This window comes from Permianibacter fluminis (genome assembly GCF_013179735.1).
GTDB lineage: Bacteria > Pseudomonadota > Gammaproteobacteria > Enterobacterales > Permianibacteraceae > Permianibacter > Permianibacter fluminis.
Genome location: NZ_JABMEG010000001.1, coordinates 366,426 through 385,190 on the forward strand (window position 1 = coordinate 366,426; position 18,765 = coordinate 385,190).

Annotated in this window: 14 protein-coding genes; 4 read left to right on the top strand and 10 right to left on the bottom strand. The window is 59.2% G+C overall.

Annotated features, from left to right (window positions below; genetic code table 11):
* Nucleotides 1-18: 18 nt before the first annotated feature.
* Nucleotides 19-678 (top strand): rhombosortase, encoded by a 660-nt coding sequence (gene rrtA / locus HPT27_RS01580; RefSeq protein ID WP_172237970.1) that lies wholly within the window; start codon nucleotides 19-21, stop codon nucleotides 676-678.
* Here rrtA and HPT27_RS01585 read toward each other — a convergent pair.
* From HPT27_RS01585 to HPT27_RS01610, 6 genes are all read right to left on the bottom strand, one after another.
* On the bottom strand, nucleotides 675-1,889 hold the full coding sequence (locus tag HPT27_RS01585) for an ATP-binding protein (protein WP_172237973.1): 1,215 nt from the start codon (nucleotides 1,887-1,889) through the stop codon (nucleotides 675-677). The two genes, rrtA and HPT27_RS01585, sit on opposite strands and share 4 nt — an antisense overlap.
* A 233-nt stretch (nucleotides 1,890-2,122) precedes the next feature.
* Nucleotides 2,123-2,842, bottom strand: a complete 720-nt coding sequence (locus HPT27_RS01590; protein ID WP_211197811.1) for a response regulator transcription factor — start codon at nucleotides 2,840-2,842, stop codon at nucleotides 2,123-2,125.
* Nucleotides 2,839-3,213 (bottom strand): DUF3019 domain-containing protein, encoded by a 375-nt coding sequence (locus HPT27_RS01595; RefSeq protein WP_172237976.1) that lies wholly within the window; start codon nucleotides 3,211-3,213, stop codon nucleotides 2,839-2,841. Before HPT27_RS01595 ends, HPT27_RS01590 begins: the two co-directional genes overlap by 4 nt.
* A gap of 184 nt (nucleotides 3,214-3,397) precedes the next feature.
* Nucleotides 3,398-4,273 (bottom strand): MipA/OmpV family protein, encoded by an 876-nt coding sequence (locus HPT27_RS01600; RefSeq protein WP_172237979.1) that lies wholly within the window; start codon nucleotides 4,271-4,273, stop codon nucleotides 3,398-3,400.
* On the bottom strand, nucleotides 4,273-4,719 hold the full coding sequence (locus HPT27_RS01605; RefSeq protein WP_172237982.1) for a DUF3019 domain-containing protein: 447 nt from the start codon (nucleotides 4,717-4,719) through the stop codon (nucleotides 4,273-4,275). Before HPT27_RS01605 ends, HPT27_RS01600 begins: the two co-directional genes overlap by 1 nt.
* On the bottom strand, nucleotides 4,709-5,773 hold the full coding sequence (locus HPT27_RS01610) for a MipA/OmpV family protein (protein ID WP_172237985.1): 1,065 nt from the start codon (nucleotides 5,771-5,773) through the stop codon (nucleotides 4,709-4,711). Before HPT27_RS01610 ends, HPT27_RS01605 begins: the two co-directional genes overlap by 11 nt.
* A gap of 266 nt (nucleotides 5,774-6,039) precedes the next feature.
* On the opposite strand from HPT27_RS01610, the gene HPT27_RS19555 reads away from it, so the two are divergent.
* From HPT27_RS19555 to HPT27_RS01625, 3 genes are all read left to right on the top strand, one after another.
* Complete coding sequence (locus HPT27_RS19555; protein WP_172237988.1) at nucleotides 6,040-11,193, top strand: S8 family peptidase; 5,154 nt, start codon at nucleotides 6,040-6,042, stop codon at nucleotides 11,191-11,193.
* Between the two features lie 439 nt (nucleotides 11,194-11,632).
* Nucleotides 11,633-12,130 (top strand): DUF4279 domain-containing protein, encoded by a 498-nt coding sequence (locus tag HPT27_RS01620; protein ID WP_211197812.1) that lies wholly within the window; start codon nucleotides 11,633-11,635, stop codon nucleotides 12,128-12,130.
* A gap of 87 nt (nucleotides 12,131-12,217) precedes the next feature.
* Nucleotides 12,218-12,703 (top strand): hypothetical protein, encoded by a 486-nt coding sequence (locus tag HPT27_RS01625; protein ID WP_172237991.1) that lies wholly within the window; start codon nucleotides 12,218-12,220, stop codon nucleotides 12,701-12,703.
* 248 nt (nucleotides 12,704-12,951) lie between these two features.
* On the opposite strand, the gene HPT27_RS01630 is transcribed toward HPT27_RS01625, so the two are convergent.
* From HPT27_RS01630 to rmuC, 4 genes are all read right to left on the bottom strand, one after another.
* Nucleotides 12,952-13,143: a hypothetical protein gene (locus HPT27_RS01630; protein ID WP_172237994.1), complete on the bottom strand. Its 192-nt coding sequence runs from the start codon at nucleotides 13,141-13,143 to the stop codon at nucleotides 12,952-12,954.
* A gap of 191 nt (nucleotides 13,144-13,334) precedes the next feature.
* Complete coding sequence (locus HPT27_RS01635) at nucleotides 13,335-16,070, bottom strand: M1 family metallopeptidase (RefSeq protein ID WP_172237997.1); 2,736 nt, start codon at nucleotides 16,068-16,070, stop codon at nucleotides 13,335-13,337.
* Nucleotides 16,071-16,175: 105 nt separating this feature from the next.
* Nucleotides 16,176-16,859, bottom strand: coding sequence for a queuosine precursor transporter (locus HPT27_RS01640; protein WP_172238000.1), 684 nt, complete (start codon nucleotides 16,857-16,859; stop codon nucleotides 16,176-16,178).
* Between the two features lie 364 nt (nucleotides 16,860-17,223).
* On the bottom strand, nucleotides 17,224-18,699 hold the full coding sequence (gene rmuC, locus HPT27_RS01645) for a DNA recombination protein RmuC (RefSeq protein WP_172238003.1): 1,476 nt from the start codon (nucleotides 18,697-18,699) through the stop codon (nucleotides 17,224-17,226).
* Between the last annotated feature and the right edge of the window lie 66 nt (nucleotides 18,700-18,765).

Genomic DNA, 18,765 nt, shown 5'->3' on the forward strand with positions numbered 1-18,765 from the left:
TGCGATCAGACAAACACCATGATCAAACTCACCTCGACCACCCTACCGGCACGCCTTCGCGTGCCGGTAGTCACACTGGCCTGTGTCGCGCTGATGCTGGCGCTGCAATACCTTGTCCGTGATCACAGCCAGTTCTATTTTGATCAGACCGCCATCAGCAACGGCGACTACTGGCGCTTGCTGACCGGTCACTTCATTCACGCCGACAATGCGCATCTGCGCTGGAATCTGGTCGCGCTGCTGCTGCTTGGCCTTTTGCTTGAACAGCACAGCCGAACCCTGATGCTGGCCGCACTGGTGGGCGGTGTATTCGTCATTGATATCTGGTTGCTGAGTCCGCTGGCGGGCGTCAGCCGCTACTGCGGCCTGTCCGGGGTATTGAACAGTGTGTTGGTGCTGCTGCTCTGGCAAGAGTGGCGACGTCACAAACAATGGCTGCCAGTGCTGACCGGTTTGCTGGCGTTGGCCAAGATTGTCGTTGAACTGACGGCGCAGCAGTCACTGTTCACTCACTTCAGCTGGCCGCCTTATCCGCCCGCGCACCTGGCTGGATCTGTTGCCGGCCTGATACTGATTGCCGTAGTGCACCACCGGTCTCATGTCTCCCGATTCACTACATCAACTTCACCGACTTCACCCACTTCACCCACTTCACACAAACAGTTTCACGCCAACTAACTGTTGAATCGCAGCACGACCCGGGCGCCACCCAGTTCCGATGAACGTTCCAGCAACAATTGACCGCCGTGCCACAGGCAAATCTTCTTGACGATGGCAAGGCCAAGACCATAACCGGCGGCATCGCCGTCGCTGCTGAATTCGGCGCTCAAATCCCGATCGGTATTGTCTGGCAGACCGGGGCCGTCGTCTTCGACGATCAGTTGCCGGGAATCGGCATCGGTTTGCCAGCGGACCTGAATTTTGTTGCGGGCGTAGCGCAGGGCATTGTCGAGCAGGTTTTGCAGGGCGCGTTGCAGACAGGCGGCATCGAAACTCAATTCAGCGGTGTCGGCGATGCTCAGCTCAATCTGGACGGAATGGTGGTGTTGGTAACGGGCGATGAGCTCGGTGACAAATGGCTGGAGCGGGATCCGGCGTTTGTTCAATACCGGTAAGCGGTGTTCGAATTCGGCGTATTGCAGCATCTCGTCAACCAGTTGCTCGATTTCACTCAGGTCAGCCTGAATGCCGCGGGTCAGTTTGGCGTCGGCGTCGACCGGCAGCATGGCGAGAGCAAAACGGATACGCGCCAGCGGCGTGCGAATGTCGTGGGAAACCGCGTTGGCGATATCGCGTTGCAGTGCCATCAAGCCAGCAGTGTGGCGACGCAGATCGCGCAGCGCGGTGGCGACCGGCGTCAGCGCGCTGCGCTGACGCAGTGGCAATGACAATTCGGTGGTCGGTAAATCCAGCGCTTGCACCGAGCTGCGAAGTTTGTCGATGTCGCGCACCAAGGGTTGCAGCCACAGAAACACCACCAGCGCCAGCGTGCCGTAATAAGCCAACAACCAGAACCAGTGCCGATCCTCACTATTGCCCGGCAGCGGCACCACAAACACCTGTTCGCCACTGCTGTCGAGACCGTAGAAATAGGTTTTGCCGGTGCCGTCGGTCAGCGTCAGCGTGCGTTGCTGCTCGAGCGCACGCCAGCTTTCCGGTGGCCAATGCAGTTCGTCACGGAGCAGCCAGAGGCCGGCTTCCTCGGTGTTGGTCACACCGGCTTGCTGGCTACCGATGCTGGCGCGCGGATGGGTTTGCCAGAGCGCGCGCAAGGCGCTGTTTGGCTCGTCATCCGGGCGATAGAGCGAGTACAGGTAGTCGAGCCCGATGGCGCTGACCACCAGCGACAGAAACAACGCGAGATACAGGCGCAGAAAAAGCGTGTTCATGCTGGGTCCGTGGTGAGCCTGATTTGTGCGGAGCGTGATTGGCTGCTGTGCGTTTGATTGATAGCGTTACCGTGAATATAGCAGGAGTGCGTAATTCGCCCTCTCTCCCCAACCCATCGCCCCAACCCCTCTCCCACAAGGGGCGAGGGGCCATTTGATGAGTGGAATGAGAGTGTTCCCAGCGCTAGCGCACGGTTTGCGTGTGCAGAGCAAAAAAATTATCCAACTGGCGCTTATTCCCACGCTGCTGGCACGAACATGTAGCCGGCGCCCCAGATGGTCAGAATCCGTTTCGGATCATCGGGATTGTCACCGAGTTTGCGTCGCAACTGACTGACGCGGCCATCGATGGCGCGATCGACGCCACCGTAGGGCCGGTTCAGCAGCGCTTCGTACAGGCGTTCGCGGGTCACCAGCTCGCCGGCGTTCTGCACCAGCATGGCCAGCAGTTCGTATTCACCGTTGGTCAAATGCACGGCCTGTTGCTGCAGTGTCACTTGCCGGGTGGCGGCGTTGATTTTCAGCTGACCGAATTCCAGCAGTTTGCTGACGCCGCTGCGATCGCTGCGGGCATTGAGTCGCGATTGCCGGTTCAGATGCGCGCGTATGCGCGCCAAGAGCAGCAGTGGTTCGATCGGTTTGCACAGGTAATCGTCGGCGCCGATTTCCAGACCCTGGACATGATCGAGTTCACCGCGGCGAGCGGTGAGCATCAGGATGGGACCGTTGAAGTCGCTGCGGATATTGCGGCAAATCTCGAAGCCGTTTTTGCCGGGCAGGTTGATGTCGAGCAGGATCAAGGCAATGTGCTGTTGGCGCAGCCGGGCAGCAACATCGGCGCCGCTGCTGACCCAGACCGGATCGTAGCCGTGTTGCAGCAGGTATGAGGTGACCAGCTGGGCCAGCTTGGCGTCGTCTTCGACCAGCAGAATGGTTTCAGCAGTGTCGCTCAAAAGAGGCTCCACGGATGTTGGTAACGCCGACGCTGGGCCGTTGTCGGCACGCTGATTACGACCAACTCGGCACTGGCAAGCAGCGCCAGCCCGGTTTGCTGCCACAGCTCGAAGCGGGTGCTGACCCGGACCGGCATTTGCAATTCGCGTTCGCCTTCGGCGCCGCTGTCGCAAAACAACGGTTGCTCGACACCACGCTGGCGCAGACAAACCGGCGTTGCCGCCGGCAAGTGCCAACGCACCCGCACCCGCTCGACGCAAGGCAGTGCCGGATCGCGCGGAATGCAGCTGCGCGGTAGCAGCCAGAGCTCGGCGGAGTCAGACAAGCCGGCGGCCGGATCGGTTACTGCAGCTTCGATTAAAACCGCCACGTTTGCTCCGGCTTCGATCGAAACGGACGCCGTAAAGATTTTTTCAATCAAAACCGGTTCATTCAAAACAGGCTCGATGAAATTAGCTTCAGCCAATTCAGACTCGGCCGCAGCCAGCGGTGCTGCCGATGCGGCCGCCAGCAGCAAACCCGCCACCGGCATCGCCACGCGCGGCAAGCGCCCGTCAGAAAACATAGCTCAGTCCGAAGAAACTGGCGGTGAACCAGCGTTCGGTAACCAGCGGGCTGTCGCTGATCACCGAGTCGGGGCGTTGTACCGCCAGCATCATCAGCAGCGACAAATGCTCGCTGAGTTGGTGCTCATCCGTGAGGCTGAAATACGGGCTGAGCGAACTGCCGGGCGCGTAGCGCTTTTCCAGCCAGCTGGTTTCTTCCTCGGTGACGCCGTAGTAATAATCGGTCAGCCGGTCATCGCGATACAGCAACCCGAGCGACAGCTGCAGGCTGTTGTCATCATGCTGCCAGTGGTATTTGCCGCCGAGTGTGGCTTCGTAACCGTCGTGACCGACGCTGATGTCGGCGCCGGCGCTGATCTGCAGTTGCCAGGGACCACGGAACCAACTGTATTCCAGACCACCGAGCCAGGTCAGTTCGCGTTTGCTGAGCTCGCCGGGCAAGCCGTAGCGAAACGGATGGGTCAGCACCGAGTAAAACGTGCCGCTGTCGGCAAAATAAAAATAATCCAGATTGGGCCGCGCGATCAGGTTCAGCCGCTGCTGCGCCGACTCGGCCAGCGTGTAGCCGATGGTGCTGGTCTCGATGAAGAAACGTTCGCCGTAATAGCTGATGCGCGGCAACACCGGCAGCAGAATGTCATCGGCATCGGCGAGCGGATTCGGCGCGTAACCGTAACCGAGCGCGATGCCGATTTCCCATTCGCCGGTACGCACGCATTCCGGCTCGCAATCGCTGTCGTCGGCCGCCAACGTATCAGCAGAGGCCGAATCAGCCGAGACCGACTCAGCAGAAACAGATCGAACCGGCAACGCCAGCAACAGCAAGGCCGCAACCGCCGACAAGAAAATAGCAAACCGCGGCATCAGAAAATGCTCCACGGATGCTGATAGCGCCGGCGTTTGCCGTCGGCCGGTGGCGTCATCACCAGCAGCTCGACCGACGCCAGCACCGGGCCACCGTTGCGCGCCTTCAATTCGAACCGGGTGGTCAGCAAAATGGGCAGCAGCAGTTCGCGTTCGCCTTCATTGCGGCTTTCGCAGAACAGCGGTTGCTCGCCGTCACGCTGCCAGATGCAAACGCCATCGGCGGTCGCGGCCGACCAGCGGATGCGCAGACGCTCGACGCAGGGCGTATCGGCTTCGGTCTGCAGGCAACTGCGCGGATTCAACTGCAGCAGCGGCGCCTCCTGCTCGGCGCTGGCGACAACCGGCACGGCCGCGATCAGCAAGCCCAGCAGCGATGGCAGCGCCGCCGCCACCGCGCGCAGGCGCCGCAAACTGAACTCCCGCAGATGACGATTAAAAGTCATAGGTCACCCCGAAGAAACTCGCGGTGAACCAGCGCTGCGTCATCAGCGGACTGTTGGCAATTTCGTCGCTGGCGCGTTGACCGCCGAGCCAGGCCAGCAGGCCGAGTTGCTCGGTCAGCGGATGGTGTACGGTCAACAGCAGATACGGACTGGTGCTGGCCGCGGGCGTGTAGGTGAACAACCAATGGCCGGATTCGTCAGCGTCGAGACCGAAATAATAGTCGGAAAGTTTTTGATCGCGATACAGCCAGCCGATGGCCGAGTCGATGCTGGTGCCCGCCCATTCGTCGTGTCGCTTGATCGACAAATCGATCTGCCGGCCGTCGTGACCGACGCTGATGTCACGGCCGGCGCGCAGTTGCACGGCCCAGGCCTCATGAAACCAGCTGGCTTCGATGCCGCCGAGCCAGGTCAGCCGGCGCTTGTTCAGTTCATGCACCGGCGGTGGCAGCGTATTGCCATTCGGATCCCAGTCGCCGACCACCGCAATGGGCAGCACGGTGGGTGGCGTCAGTCCGCCGGTAGCCCAGTTGCCGTCATGAAAATAGGCGTAATCGAGATTGGGGTAGGCAATGAAGTTCAGCCGCCAGCTTGGCTCGTCGGTGACGGTGTAGCCCAGTGTCTGGGTTTCCAGAAAAAAGCGCTCGCCGTAATAGCGAACGCGCGGCAATAACGGAAAGCGGACATCGCGGCCGCCGAACAACGGGTTCTCGGCAAAACCGCGGCCGACGGCCAGACCAAACTGCCACTCGCCGACGCTGATGCAGGCATCGGCCAGCGCTTCCTCGGCCGGACAGCCGGCACTGGCATCGGCAGCAGACGCAGCGCTGTCATTGTCGAGCGGGTCGCTATTGAAGCCGTTTTTGTCGGCGCTGTTTTTTTCGACGTCTGTTTTGTCGATGCCGGTTTTATCGACATCTGTTATGTCGACATCTGTTTTGTTGAGAGTGTCTGGATCAAGACCGTCGTTCGCCAGAACCGATGTGCCAAGAACGATCGCGCCGGCACAGCACAGCAAGCGGGCCCGGCCCAGGACACTTGTTCGCCACCACATGACTGCACACCCCAAAAACCGGCCCCGACCTTAGCACGGTCATTGCGGCGGATCCGCCACGTCCTGACAAATCCATACAGATTCCGGACAACCCCGGACACCTGAACCGGCCGGCTGTTCCTAGGCTGGGCGGCCGGTTTTTGACCGACTCCCAGCCAAGCGGTACGGACGCACCTGCGTTCGCCCCGGCCCGGCCGGGACCAACAACAAAAACAGCAGCAACCGCAGCGGAGATCGAAGCCGTTGCTGCACATCAGGAGACAGCAATGAAACTGCGACAAGTGGTTTTAGCCATTGCCGCGGCGGGGTACGTAGCCAGTGCCAGCGCCGGGGTCATGGATTGGTTGCTGGGCCGATCCGAGCCCCAACCGCAAGGCCGACTGACAGCACCGCATGTCGGCACCCTCGACAGCAAAGAGCAGGCCGAACGGCGCGAAAAATTGCGCCAGCAGCTGAACTGGCGCGCCGGTGACCAAACCAACGTCATCCAGGCCAACGTGCACCGCGCCGGGGTCGGCAATGCCGTGCCGTTCGTGCGCGAAAAAGGTTTGACCGGTGAACAGACCTACATCGTTCAACTGGCCGATCAACCACTGGCGCTGTATCAAGGTGGCGTCTCTGGCTACGCAGCAGTAGCTGGCAAAAACGGCAAGGCCAAGATCGGCAGCAAGCTGAATCTGAAAACCAACGCTGTGAAAAACTACAGCAGCTATCTCGGCAAGCAACAAGCCAGCGCGCTGAATCGCATTCGTGCGCAAGTGAAAAGCAATGCCACGCCGTTTCATTACTACAAGAACGCATTCAACGGCATGGCGCTGCGGCTGAGCCAGGATCAGGCGGAAGCCGTCAGCAAATTGCCGGGCGTGCTCAGCGTGACTCGCTCGCAATTGCTGAAGCTGAACACCGATGTCGGCCCGACTCATATCGGCGCCGGCGAAATCTGGGATGGCAGCGCCGCCGGCATCAGCGGCCCGACGCTCGGCGAAGGCATGATCGCCGGCATTCTCGACACCGGCATCAACAGCGATCACCCGTCATTTGCTGCCACCGGTGGCGATGGCTACAGCCACAGTAACCCGTACGGCAGTGGCGTCTACAAAGGCGATTGCGCCAAGCCGGAATTTGCCGCGCTGTGTAACGACAAACTGATCGGTATCCACTCCTATCCGGAAGTCACCAATGCCTATCTGGATTGGGATCTGGTGGACCCGAACACCGGCCAACCGAAACGTCCGGCCAATGGCGAGGACTATCACGGTCACGGTTCGCACACGGCCAGCACCGTCGCCGGCAACGTCATGTATAACGTGCCGCTGAGCGTGCCAACCCTCGGCGAAACCGGTGATGGCTACGCCTTGCCGCACACCTTTGCCCGCATCTCCGGTGTCGCACCGCATGCCAACATCGTGGCGTATCAGGTTTGCTACTACGGCAACAGCGGCGACAAGTTTGCCGGCTGTCCGGAAACGGCCACGCTGAAAGCGGTGGATGACGCGATTGCCGACGGCGTCGACGTGATCAACTACTCGATCGGTGGCGGTGAGCGTTTCCCTTGGGAAAGCCCGACCGAACTTGCCTTCCTCGCTGCCCGCGAAGCTGGTATCAGTGTCGCTGCTGCGGCCGGCAACGCCGGTCCGTTCTACCGCGATCACAGCTCGCCGTGGCTGGCCGCAATTGCCGCGACCACGCACGGTCGCGCGATCGAGCTCGGCACCAAAAAGCTGCAGGATTTCAGCGGCGGTGACAACCCGCCGGGCTGGGCCTTGAGTGGCTATAGCCTGAGCGGTGGCATCACCGCGCCGGTCGTTGCCGCCGCCAATTTCGACAACCCGGTGTCCGATCAGGCAGACGAGTTGTGCGAGCAGCCGTATCCGGCCGGTACCTTCCACGGCGAAATCGTCGTCTGCAAACGCGGCGTCAATTCGCGGCTGTCGAAAGGCGAAAACGTGCTGGCCGGTGGTGCTGGCGGTTTGATCCTGTATGACGATCCGGATGCCTCGTGGGATACCCCGACGGTGTACGACATCGGTCACGATCCGCATGTGCTGCCGGCGATTCATCTCGACAGCTATTCCGGTGACACCGTCATCGCCTGGCTGGCCTCGGGCAGTGGCCATACTGCGACCATTACCGACGTCAACCTGAGCGTCAGCTACGACGCCGACCAGGCCGATCAAGTCGCCGAGTTCTCTTCGCGCGGGCCATCGGAAACCGTCAACACGCTGATGTTCCCGAGCATCGGTGCGCCGGGTGTCGATATCTTCGCGGCCTACGCCGATGAACATCCGTTCTCGACCAATACCTCCGGCGACTACACCATCATGAGCGGCACCTCGATGGCGACGCCGCATGTGACCGGTGCACTGGCGCTGGTGCGCAAATCGCATCCGGACTGGACGCCCGCCGAAGTGCAGTCGGCGCTGATGCTGACCGCTGCGCCGGCGACCCTGCCGAGCTATTGGGGCGCGCCATCACCGGCCGGTTTCTTCGATGCCGGTTCGGGCGTTATTCGGGTCAATCATGCCGTTGATGCCGGCCTCGTGATGGATGAAACCGCGAGCAATTTCCGCGCGGCCAATCCGAACGAAGGTGGCAATGCCGGCAACCTGAACATGCCGTTCTTCGTCAACCGTGCCTGCAAGACCAGCTGCAGCTGGATGCGCACGTTCCGCGCCACCCGCGATGGCAGCTGGACCGTCGAAACCCGCGACATCACCGCGCAAGGTGCACCGACGCTGCGGCTGCAGGCGACGCCAAGCAGCTTCACGCTGCGCGCCGGCGAAACCAAAACGGTGTTCCTCGAAGCGGTGACCGATGACGTCAGCGTGACCGGTGGTTACACCAACATCGATTCGTCGACGGAAGATCGGTTTGGCGAAATGAAACTGGTGCCGGCCGACAGTTCACCGACCCTGCATCTGCCGGTGATCGTGCGCTGGGGCTCCAACGGTTTGCCGAATGAAATCAGCGCCGATGCCCACCGGACCACGGGCCGCAATATTGCCCAGCCGGTTGATCTGCCGGAATTCAGCCAGCTGACCAGCCGCGTCTACGGTTTGCAAAAAGCCGCGATCCGCACCGCGCAGCTGACCAGCCCGCAGCATTACGGCGAGGAAGGTGGCGAAGCGCTGGCCAATGACTCCGGTCGTCATATCGAATGGGTCGATGTACCGGCAGGCACCAAGCGTCTGGTGGTCGATGTCTATCCGACCAGCGTCGTTACCAAGTGGGGCGGTCAAGCCACTGCCGCGGTCGATCTGGGCCGTGACATGAACGACGACAATCTGGTCGACTGGAGCCAGGAAGCGATCTGCTACTCGGTGTGGCTGCGTCGCAACTTCTGTGCGATCAACAATCCGGAGCCAGGTCGTTACTGGATCATTGTCAGCAACGAGAAGTACGTTGATACCTGGGGCGGTGAAGTCGATACCGTCGATCCGATCCAGTGGTCGTATGCGGTCATTGGCAGCGACGACAGCCACAACCTCAGCGTGGTCGGTCCGAGCAGCAGCGATGGCCGGGCGCCGGTTGATCTGGGCGTGCAGTGGAATATCCCGACGCTGGCACAAGGCGAGCTGTATTACGGCGCGTTTGATGTCGGCACCGATGCGGGCAACGCCGGCAACCTTGGCATCGTCGGCGTGCGCTTGGAGCATGTTGGTCCGGACGTAACGCTGGTGCCGAGCAAGTCGGCCGCGCGAGTCGGTGATGTGGTCGATTACACCGTCCAGCTGGATCCGAACCTGTTTGGTCAGGACCGCAACTTCAAGCTTGATGTCACGTTGCCAAATGGCCTGAAATTGATGCCGGGGACGGCGCGGCTGGTTGGCAACAACGGTCGCAACAGCCTGAGCAGCAGCGAACAGTCGGTCAGTGTCAGCGGCAATCAGGAAGCGACGGTCAACACCGGTCGTCAGTACGTGTTCACGACCAGTGACACCGACAGCAGCTGCCGGGTACCGGGCTCGCCGGATGGCAAGTTCTGGGATCTGCGCATGATGGGCTACAGCCCGCTCAGCGTGGTCGGTGGCCAGTCACAACAGGCGTACATCAGCACCAGCACGCTGTTCTGGGGTGAAGACGTACATGTGCCGATGTATGGCGTCAAACGCGAGCACACCCAGGGTCTGATCGGTCTGTCGCCGGGCGGTTTCGTCCAGTACGACGGCATGGTCGGATTCTTCCCGATTCACTATCCGCTTGGCGAACAGTTCTACCCGGACATCATCGTCGCGCCGTACTGGCGTGGTGATACCGGGGTCGAGCCGGACTACCAGCGTGGTGTGATCGTGGCGCGCGACAGCGGCGCCGGCCTGCAGTATTTCCAATGGGCCGGTATCGGTGAAATCCCGACGCTGTGGAATGGTTTCGAGTACGACGAAGATGCCCGCTACAACTATCAGGCGGTGATCAGCGAGAAACTCGATTTCGAACCGGGCAATTACGAAGTTGTGTTCGCTTATGGCGACATGAACGGTGATTACAACGAAGGTTCGGTCGGGACGCACGGCTATTACGGTCCGCGCGGCACGTTCGGTCCGGAACTCGGCTGGATGGGTGACAGCTTTGGTTATGACAACCTCAGCGACAAGATCCGCAAAGGTCTGGTGATCTGTGGTGACTACCACGGTCCGGAACAAAGCGCGATCACGCTGAAGTTTGCCGCCAAGGTCGGCGCCGGCGCGGTCGGCAGCAGCTTGAACGTTGCGCTCGCCAGCCAGTACGCCGATGCCGAAACCATCACGATCAACAAGACGCTGACCGTGGTTGGCAACATCGTGGTCGGTGGCTTGTCGGATGTCGAGACGATGCAGAACGAAACCGTCGAAGACCTGACCGTGATGTACGTCGACAACTTGCCGACCGCCAATGTGGTGGAAGTCAGTGGCGCGCATGTCACCGCCGATGTTCACGGCAACACCGCTGGCTCGACGTTTGATCTGATCCCGGAACAAGACTGGGCCGGTGAAACCAACGTCACCATCACCGTGTACGACGCCGCGCAGCCAAATGATCGCCACAGCCAGACGTTCAAGCTGACGGTCAATCCGGTTGCCACGGCGAAAGTGCGCGGCCCGAGCATCAGCGTTGTGGCCGGCGCCAGCGCCAGCCTTGACGCCAGCTTGAGCTGGGGCCGTACCGGTACCACGCTGAGCTACAGCTGGCAGCAAACCGGTGGCAGCGCGCTGAGCACCGGTGCAACCGATGCGGCGACGCTGGCCATCAGCTCGGTACCGGCCGGTGAATACCAGTTCACCGTCACCGTTGACGATGGCATCAGCACCGACAGTGCAAGCGTCACACTGAAGGCGACCAGCAATGGCTCGTCGGACGGCGGTGGCGGTGGTGGTGGTAGCGTGCCGTTGCTGGCAGCACTCGGTCTGGTCGCTCTGGCGGCCGCCCGTCGGCGCCGGCACTGACGTTCTGCTGCGGCAACGCAGGCAAGAAGTGACCCAATGCAGTGAATTAGTACTTTGGTTAAGGTAGTAACCCGTCACCGCAAGTGCGGTGACAACAAAAACGGCGGCCATCTGGCCGCCGTTTTTCTTTGCCTGCATATTGCGATGCGCCGCGCCGGCAGCAAACCGCTGTTTCTATGAACCTGTCCGGTTTCACACTCGCCTGTTTTTTTTCCGGGTAATCGTTCGTCGAGTCCGGCCTGGGCTGAGACACGACCCCAAGGATTCGCCAGCCTGAAAGCGCCTTGATTGAGATTGATTGAGTAAGCCCCTTGTGCTCGCTCAACGGATGGATAGCATTGGCGACAAACTCCCCCCATAATCCCATTCAGGTTTTTAGCTGGATAAACAGACCTGACCAGCATCGCAGTCAACGGGTCTGGTGCAGGCGAAAGCTGTTATGCACCATTTCTGGTGTAGAAAACGCCCCATTTATGGGATCTACTTCACGTTAGCTGGCAAGAGAAAAATGGCTCAAATTGACCATTCCGCAGTCAGTCTTCGCGTAATTGGCGACACACTGGCGCCTGATGAAATTTCAAAATTACTTGGTGCAAAACCAACATTTTCACATTCTCTCGGCGAGATATTGGTCGGAAAGAAAACCGGAGTCAATCGAGTTGCCAAGTTTGGAATGTGGCAGATGAATGCGTCCGATTGCGCTCCTGAAAACCTTGATGGTCAAATCGACGAAATTCTTAGTAAACTAACTGAAAACTTGGCTGTCTGGTCGGAAATTGGTGAACGCTACAAGGTTGATTTATTTTGTGGCTTGTTTATGGTTTGTCGTAATGAAGGGCTTTCATTATCACCTAGAACACTATTTCTCATCGGGCAGCGTGGCATTTCCCTTGGCTTAGACATATATGGTCCTATTGATGAATCTAAAGCCGTCTAACCAGTCATTCGAGCTCGCTCCACTTTGTTCCGCCCGGGTGCGCTGACGCGCGCCGCTCAATTCCGCGTTAGTGTTACAGGTGCTTCTGTGTACAGATTCAGGTCTTTACTGCTCGCTATTTCAACCTTTCCCTCTATTTGCGCCGGCGCAACCGATACGGATCAGCTCAGGCAAAACATTGGTGTTAGCGAGGTCAAATACATTAACGTCGTTCGCGAAATTGCCAAGCCAACTGCATTGGCTCCAATCCGAGTTAAAAACGGCGTTAAATTTATGTCGCTTGCAACAAATAGTACTGGCGAGGTTGTTGTTCAAAACGCAGTCATTGGCTTCGATCACGGAGGCTCATTTCAGCCAGCTCCAGGTACGGCGGTAGTCGTTCACGTGCACAACTCAGAAATGTCACCAAAACCAGATCCAGCAGATTACGCGGCCTTGCGTGAATATGAGCTACCTTGCTTTATCATTAGCTCAGACGGTGAGAATATTTGGGAAATCGCTATTATTGATGGCATGAATAAATTTCGGGCAATACAGTCATCGGGCATCGGCGAGTGGGTTGACTTTAAATGAAACATGCCCAAAACACTAACACGGTGGTCAACTACACTCCGACTCTTCGGGCCTACGTTGGACGCGTTGATGCGCGCCGGTTACCTCAGCGTTATCCATAGATTTCGGCCCGGCGATAAGGCGCAACAACCTAAAGGGCCGTACGCCAGATTTACTCCATTTCAACGCAATGCGCTGCCGGGTTTGCGGATTGTGATTGCAGGCCAGACTTGTGTGCCGACCTGGCTAGCCAGACCAGCCAATCCTCCTCAAAAAAGCCAGACCAGTGCCTGAACCGCAAAACAAATCACCAATCCCAGCGCGATCAGCTTGTCTTCCTGCTGCAGGCGTTGTTCGGTGGCACGATCAAAACCGGTAGAAGCAAAAAAAGCGGCCGGGCGCCTGTTGCGGGCAGCGACCGGCCAAACGTGACTGAAGACCTTCAAAGCAGAGCGACTCATGGCATTCCCCTTTCCAAGGCAGGCGACCCCTGCTCCTCAGGTGCCGCCATCTTGCCGTCGGCTCGGGCGCATTCACTGCGCCTGCGGAAGATCACAAAGCGTTTCTGAACGCTGCTGAGCAAAATCGGGGCAAAAAAAAGCCCGGGACCAGCCCGGGCTTTTTCTTTCACCGACGCGGTGAAAAGATTGGTTCAGTTGAGCGCCTGACTCAGCGGCTCCCACTGGATCGCTGGCTGGGCCTGGACAAAAGCGTGGCAGAGCGCAATTTTCTCCAGCGTGTTGTCGAGCGCCCGATCACCGCCGGGCAAGTCCTCCATCAACGGCTGGAAGTAGTCGTGGACATCCTGCGCCTGTTCCGGCGTGCAATAGCGGTCGGCCAGCATCGGCATTTGTTGCTGGACGCCATCCGGCATCAGCGGTCGCAGCACGCGATACTTGCTTTTGAACCACTGGAACAAGCCATCCACCTGCTCGGCGTTACTCATCTGGTTATAGACGATGGTCATGCGCTCGTTGGTGCGCAAACCGATGCCGGTGACCAGATCGCGCGCGTTGGCTGCCAGCGTCGGATCATCGGCGTTGGCCAGCGCGGCGATCAGGTAATCCCGCACGACGCCATCGTCAGTGTGATCCAGCTGGGCCATCAGCGCTTCAAAGAACGGGGCATCGAAATCCTGGCTGGCAACGATCAGGGCTTGCGGTATCAGATCGGTTGGCAGTGCATCCGGATGCAAAGCATGGTCGGTGTCGAAGCCGATATAGGCCTTGCCCCAATCGCGCAACGGCGTGCGCACGCGTTCGCTGTGCGCGACATTGCTGAGAAAATCGATCAGGGCATTGCGTTGCAAGCGAATGTCGGCTGATTCGCCCGGTACCGGGGTCAGGCCGATGGCGTCGAGTTTGGGTTGGTACACGCGGCTATAAAACCGCTCCAGGGTTTGCCGATCGGCACCGGTGACCAGATAGTCGTGTACGAAAGCCAGCGTGCTGACCGGCATCATGGCGACTTCCCGGTTGGGGTGTTTGGCCAGCGTCGGCACCGTGACCAGATATTCGTTGATATCCAGCTGGCCGGAACTGAGTCCGGAGGCAAAACTGTCGGCCAGCGTGTACGCCTCGGTCACCGGCAACTCGTTCAATTTACTCAGCAGCGCTTGCCGGTCAGCGGGCGCAAGCTTGATGCGATAGTAATTGCGACCATTGGCATTGGGCATGATGTGGCTGGGGCAAGCCGGCAATTCAAACTGCCATGACTGCTCGGTTTCGGTCAGCAAGGTGCACAGCTTGCGGCTGCCAAAACTGCCGTAGGCCGAGACACAAACCGGCACTTGCCAGCGACTGTTGCGGCTGGCCTGCGAACCCAGCGGCAGAAAGCGCGACTGGCTCAGCGTTGCATTGACCAGCCCCTTCTCGCAGTGACCACTCAAGCTGATTTCCGGCACGCCGACTTGGGTCAGAAAACTGAAGAACGCGGCATTGATCCGTTCATCACCGGCAGCGTCGGCAATGGCGGCAACAAATTGCTCGGCCGTGGCGCTGCCGTAGGCGTACCGGTTCAGATACTGGTTGACCGCGCGACGAAAAACCGCTTCACCGACAAAGTTTTCGAACATCGCGATGACGGCGGCACCTTTCGAATAGGTGATGCCATCAAACGTGGCGGCGATATCGGCATTGTTCAAAATGGGCTGACGGATTTCCCGCATGCTGGCCAGCGCATCCAGATGCATGGCCTCGTTCGCGGAAATCAGATCGTCGAGCTCGAAGCCCATTTCCGGGGCAAACTGTTTGACGATCTTGTTTTCCATCCAGGTGGCAAACGACTCGTTCAACCAGATGTCATTCCACCACGGCATGGTCACCAGATTGCCGAACCATTGATGCGCCAGCTCGTGCGCATGGGTAGCGATGAAGTCGCGACGCTGCTGAATCGCCGCATGCTCATCCATCAGCAACAGTTGTTCGCGATAGGCAATGGCGCCGGCGTTTTCCATGGCACCGGCTTCAAAATCCGGCACGGCCAGAATGTCGAGTTTTTCGTAGGGATAGGCGATACCGAAGTAAGCCTCCAACTGCTGCACCAGACCGGCCGTTTGTTCGAGCGCGTACTTCAACTGCCCGCCCTTGCCGTGGGTGGCAATGCCACGCAGCGGAATGGCGTGATCGCGAATGGCACTGCTCGGTATCGGCTGCCACTCGACCACATCCAGCTTGCCCACCGCCCAGGCCAGCAGATAGGTCGGCAACGGTTTGCTGGTGGCAAAAAGGATTTTTTTCCAGCCGTCGCCGAGTGCTTCGGTTTGACTCTCAGGGGTATTGGCGATGGCCTGCAGCGACGCCGGCACAGTCAAGCTGACCGTGAACGGCACCTTGAACCGGGGCTCGTCAAACGACGGAAAAGCGCGCCGGGCAAAATGCGATTCCATCTGGGTAAAGGCATAACGCTCGTCGCCATCTTCGACCAGATACAAACCATTCAGGGTGCGATCAAACGGCGCGCGGTATTCGAATGCCAGCACCAGCTCCTGTGCCGCCAGCGTTCGGTTGAAGCGCAACTCCGCGACACCGCTGTCGGCCATTTCTTCGTAATCGACCGGAAAGCGTTCGCCAGCCGCGGTGGTCACCGTGGCGTTTGCCACCTGCAGCCGCTGACCATGCAACCAGATCCGATTGCTTTCGCTATTGAGCTTGACGCGGATGCTGGTCGTGCCGGAAAAACCGTCCTGCATCGGATCGATTTTCAGATCCAGCTGATACGCCAGCGGCGTCACCGTATCCGGCAGCTGCCCCTGCGGCGAGTCCCGCAAATCGGCCGGGCGCTGCAGCCACCAATAGCGACCGCCCGCCGCCACTGCGAGCACGATCAGCACCAACAGTATTTTTTTCCACATAGGTTTGCTCTCTTCCATGATGGTGCGATCGATCATTTGGCATTTTGTGCCGGTGCGACTGACCGTATGACTAAACGGTACGACTAAATGGTATGACTCAACGGCGCCACCTAGCAGGATTGCTGGCTGATTTCCCGTTGCTCAGGTGCGCAGCGAGAACGGGGTGAAATTGGTGTCACGATCGTAGACATCCTCGTGCTCGCGCTTTTTCAGGAAGCCGACGATCAGATAGGTGAAGGGCGTCATCAGCGCCTCCCACAGCACCTTGATGGCGTAGTTGCTGGCCATGACCAGCAGCAATTGTTCGGTGCTCCAGTTGCCATAAAACGCCAGTGTGTAGAACAGCAGCGAATCAATCAGCTGGCCGGCAATGGTTGAGCCGATGGTGCGGACAAACAGATGCCGGCCTTCCATCCACAGTTTGATTTTGGCCAGCACATAGGAATTGACGAACTCGCCAGCCCAGAACGCAATCAGCGAGGCCAGCGCAATGCGCCACGTTGATCCGAGCGCTGTTTCATACGCGGCCTGATGTGGCCAGCCCGGTGCCGGCGGAAACGCCAGCACAATCTGGGTCATCACCGAAGCAAAAATCAACGCCCCGAAACCGGCCCAGACCACGCGCCGGGCGCGCTTGTAGCCATACACTTCGGTCAGGCAGTCCCCGAAAATGTAGGAGAACGGAAAGAACAGCACGCCAGCACCAAAGGTGATGCCGAACGCCTGCGCGATCTTGGCCGGACCGATCAGGTTCGAGCACAGCAGCACCGTGACAAAACCGGCCATCACCAGGTCGTAGTAGCGGTATTCGCGTTGGTTCTGCATTCAATATCCCTAACGAAGCTTGTGTAGGAAACCACTCAGGCGAGCAATCCGCCTGGATGTCGAAGCCTGGCCGTGTGAGGAGAGGATTGAGAAAATGAACGATTTATTCACGTTGATTTACTCACTCACTTTTCGACTGATTCGACTTCTCTAATGGTGCCCGATGTCTTATTAACCACAGCCCAAAAACAAATAGTCCAACGCTGAATGCAATGGCAGGAAGAATGGGCAACCAAGTCGCTCCGTGATTGCCTGTCAACGGCCACAGAGCAAGACTAAACGTTAATAGCCCACCACAAATGACGAAGATGAAGCCAATGAATTTTCGCAGCACCGCAATCTCCGGATGGGTCATTGACTAAACTCAGCCTTCATCTTCCGGCAAACTGTCTTCGTCCAGTTCGCTGCTATCACCCAGCACACTGGCAGCTTCCGCTGCCGGCAAGGCCTCGACGCTTTTCAGTTTTCGGCTGATCTGGCGAGTGCGGGTCTCGGCGTTGTCGATGGTGTTGACCGTTTCCTGCAATTTCTTTTTGGTCCGGGCCAGCACCTCGCCAAATTTGCCGAACTCGGTTTTGACCGCGCCAAGCACTTGCCAGACTTCGCTGGAGCGCTTTTCGATCGCCAGCGTTTTGAAACCCATCTGCAGTGAGTTCAGCATGGCCGCCAGCGTGGTCGGTCCGGCGACGGTGATACGGTGTTCGCGCTGCAGCAGTTCAGTCAGGCCCGGTCGACGCAGCACTTCGGCGTACAGGCTCTCGGTCGGCAGATACAGGATTGCAAAATCGGTGGTGTGCGGCGGCGCGACGTATTTTTCCCGGATGGTGCGTGCCTCCAGTTTCAGCCGGTTTTCCAGCAGCTTGCTGGCCTCCTCGACCCCGGCCGCGTCGGCGCGCTCCTGGGCATCGAGCAGCCGCTGATAATCTTCGATGGGAAACTTGGCATCGATCGGCAGCCAGACCTGCCCCTCATCCTGCCGGCCCGGCAATTTGATGGCGTATTCAACCCGCTCGCTGGCGCGGGGTTTGGTGGCAACATTGGCCTCGTATTGCTCCGGCGCCAGAATCTGTTCCAGCAGAGCGCCGAGCTGCACCTCGCCCCAGGTGCCGCGGGTTTTGACATTGGTCAGCACCCGTTTCAGATCACCAACGCCGGACGCCAGCGTCTGCATCTCACCGAGCCCTTTGTGCACTTGTTCGAGTCGGTCGCTGACCAGTTTGAAGGAATCGCCGAGCCGTTTTTCCAGCGTTGCCTGCAGTTTTTCGTCAACGGTGGCCCGCATCTCGTCGAGCTTTTTGCCATTGTCGGTTTGCAGCGCGGTCAATTGCTGCTGCACCGTTGCGCGCACCGCTTCCAGTTTCTGCTCGCTGCTTTGGCTCAGTGCTTTCAGTTGCTCGGTCAAATCGACACGGAAGCGATTCAGCGCCTGCTGCATTTCCTCGCGGCCGGCGCGGGCGTCTTCGTGGGTCTTGCCGAGTTTTTCATCGACCGTTTGGCGCAGCGCATCGACGCGCACATTCAAATCGCTCTGGATGCCGGCCAGACGCAGCTCGAAAGTCTGCAGCTGATTGGTCAATTGCTGGCCGAACTGGCCGTGCTGCTCACGCTGGCCACGCGCCATCGACTCAAGCTGGGCGGCCAACTCCTGACGCTGGCTGGCGGCCTGCAGGCCAAATTCGCTGCGCAGTTGGCTGTCGGCCGACTCCAGCCGGCTCAGTTGCTGTTGCAATTCGCGCAGCGCCAATTGCAGGTCGGCGCCACCACTCGGTGGCCGCAGTCGCAGGCTGAGCACCAGGGCAATCAGCAGCAACAGCAATATCGCGATAACGACGAACTCCATGACACCCTCACTTTTTTCACTGCCGGCAGTATGCCGCGAATTGTCGCAACGGCACAGGCGCAGGCC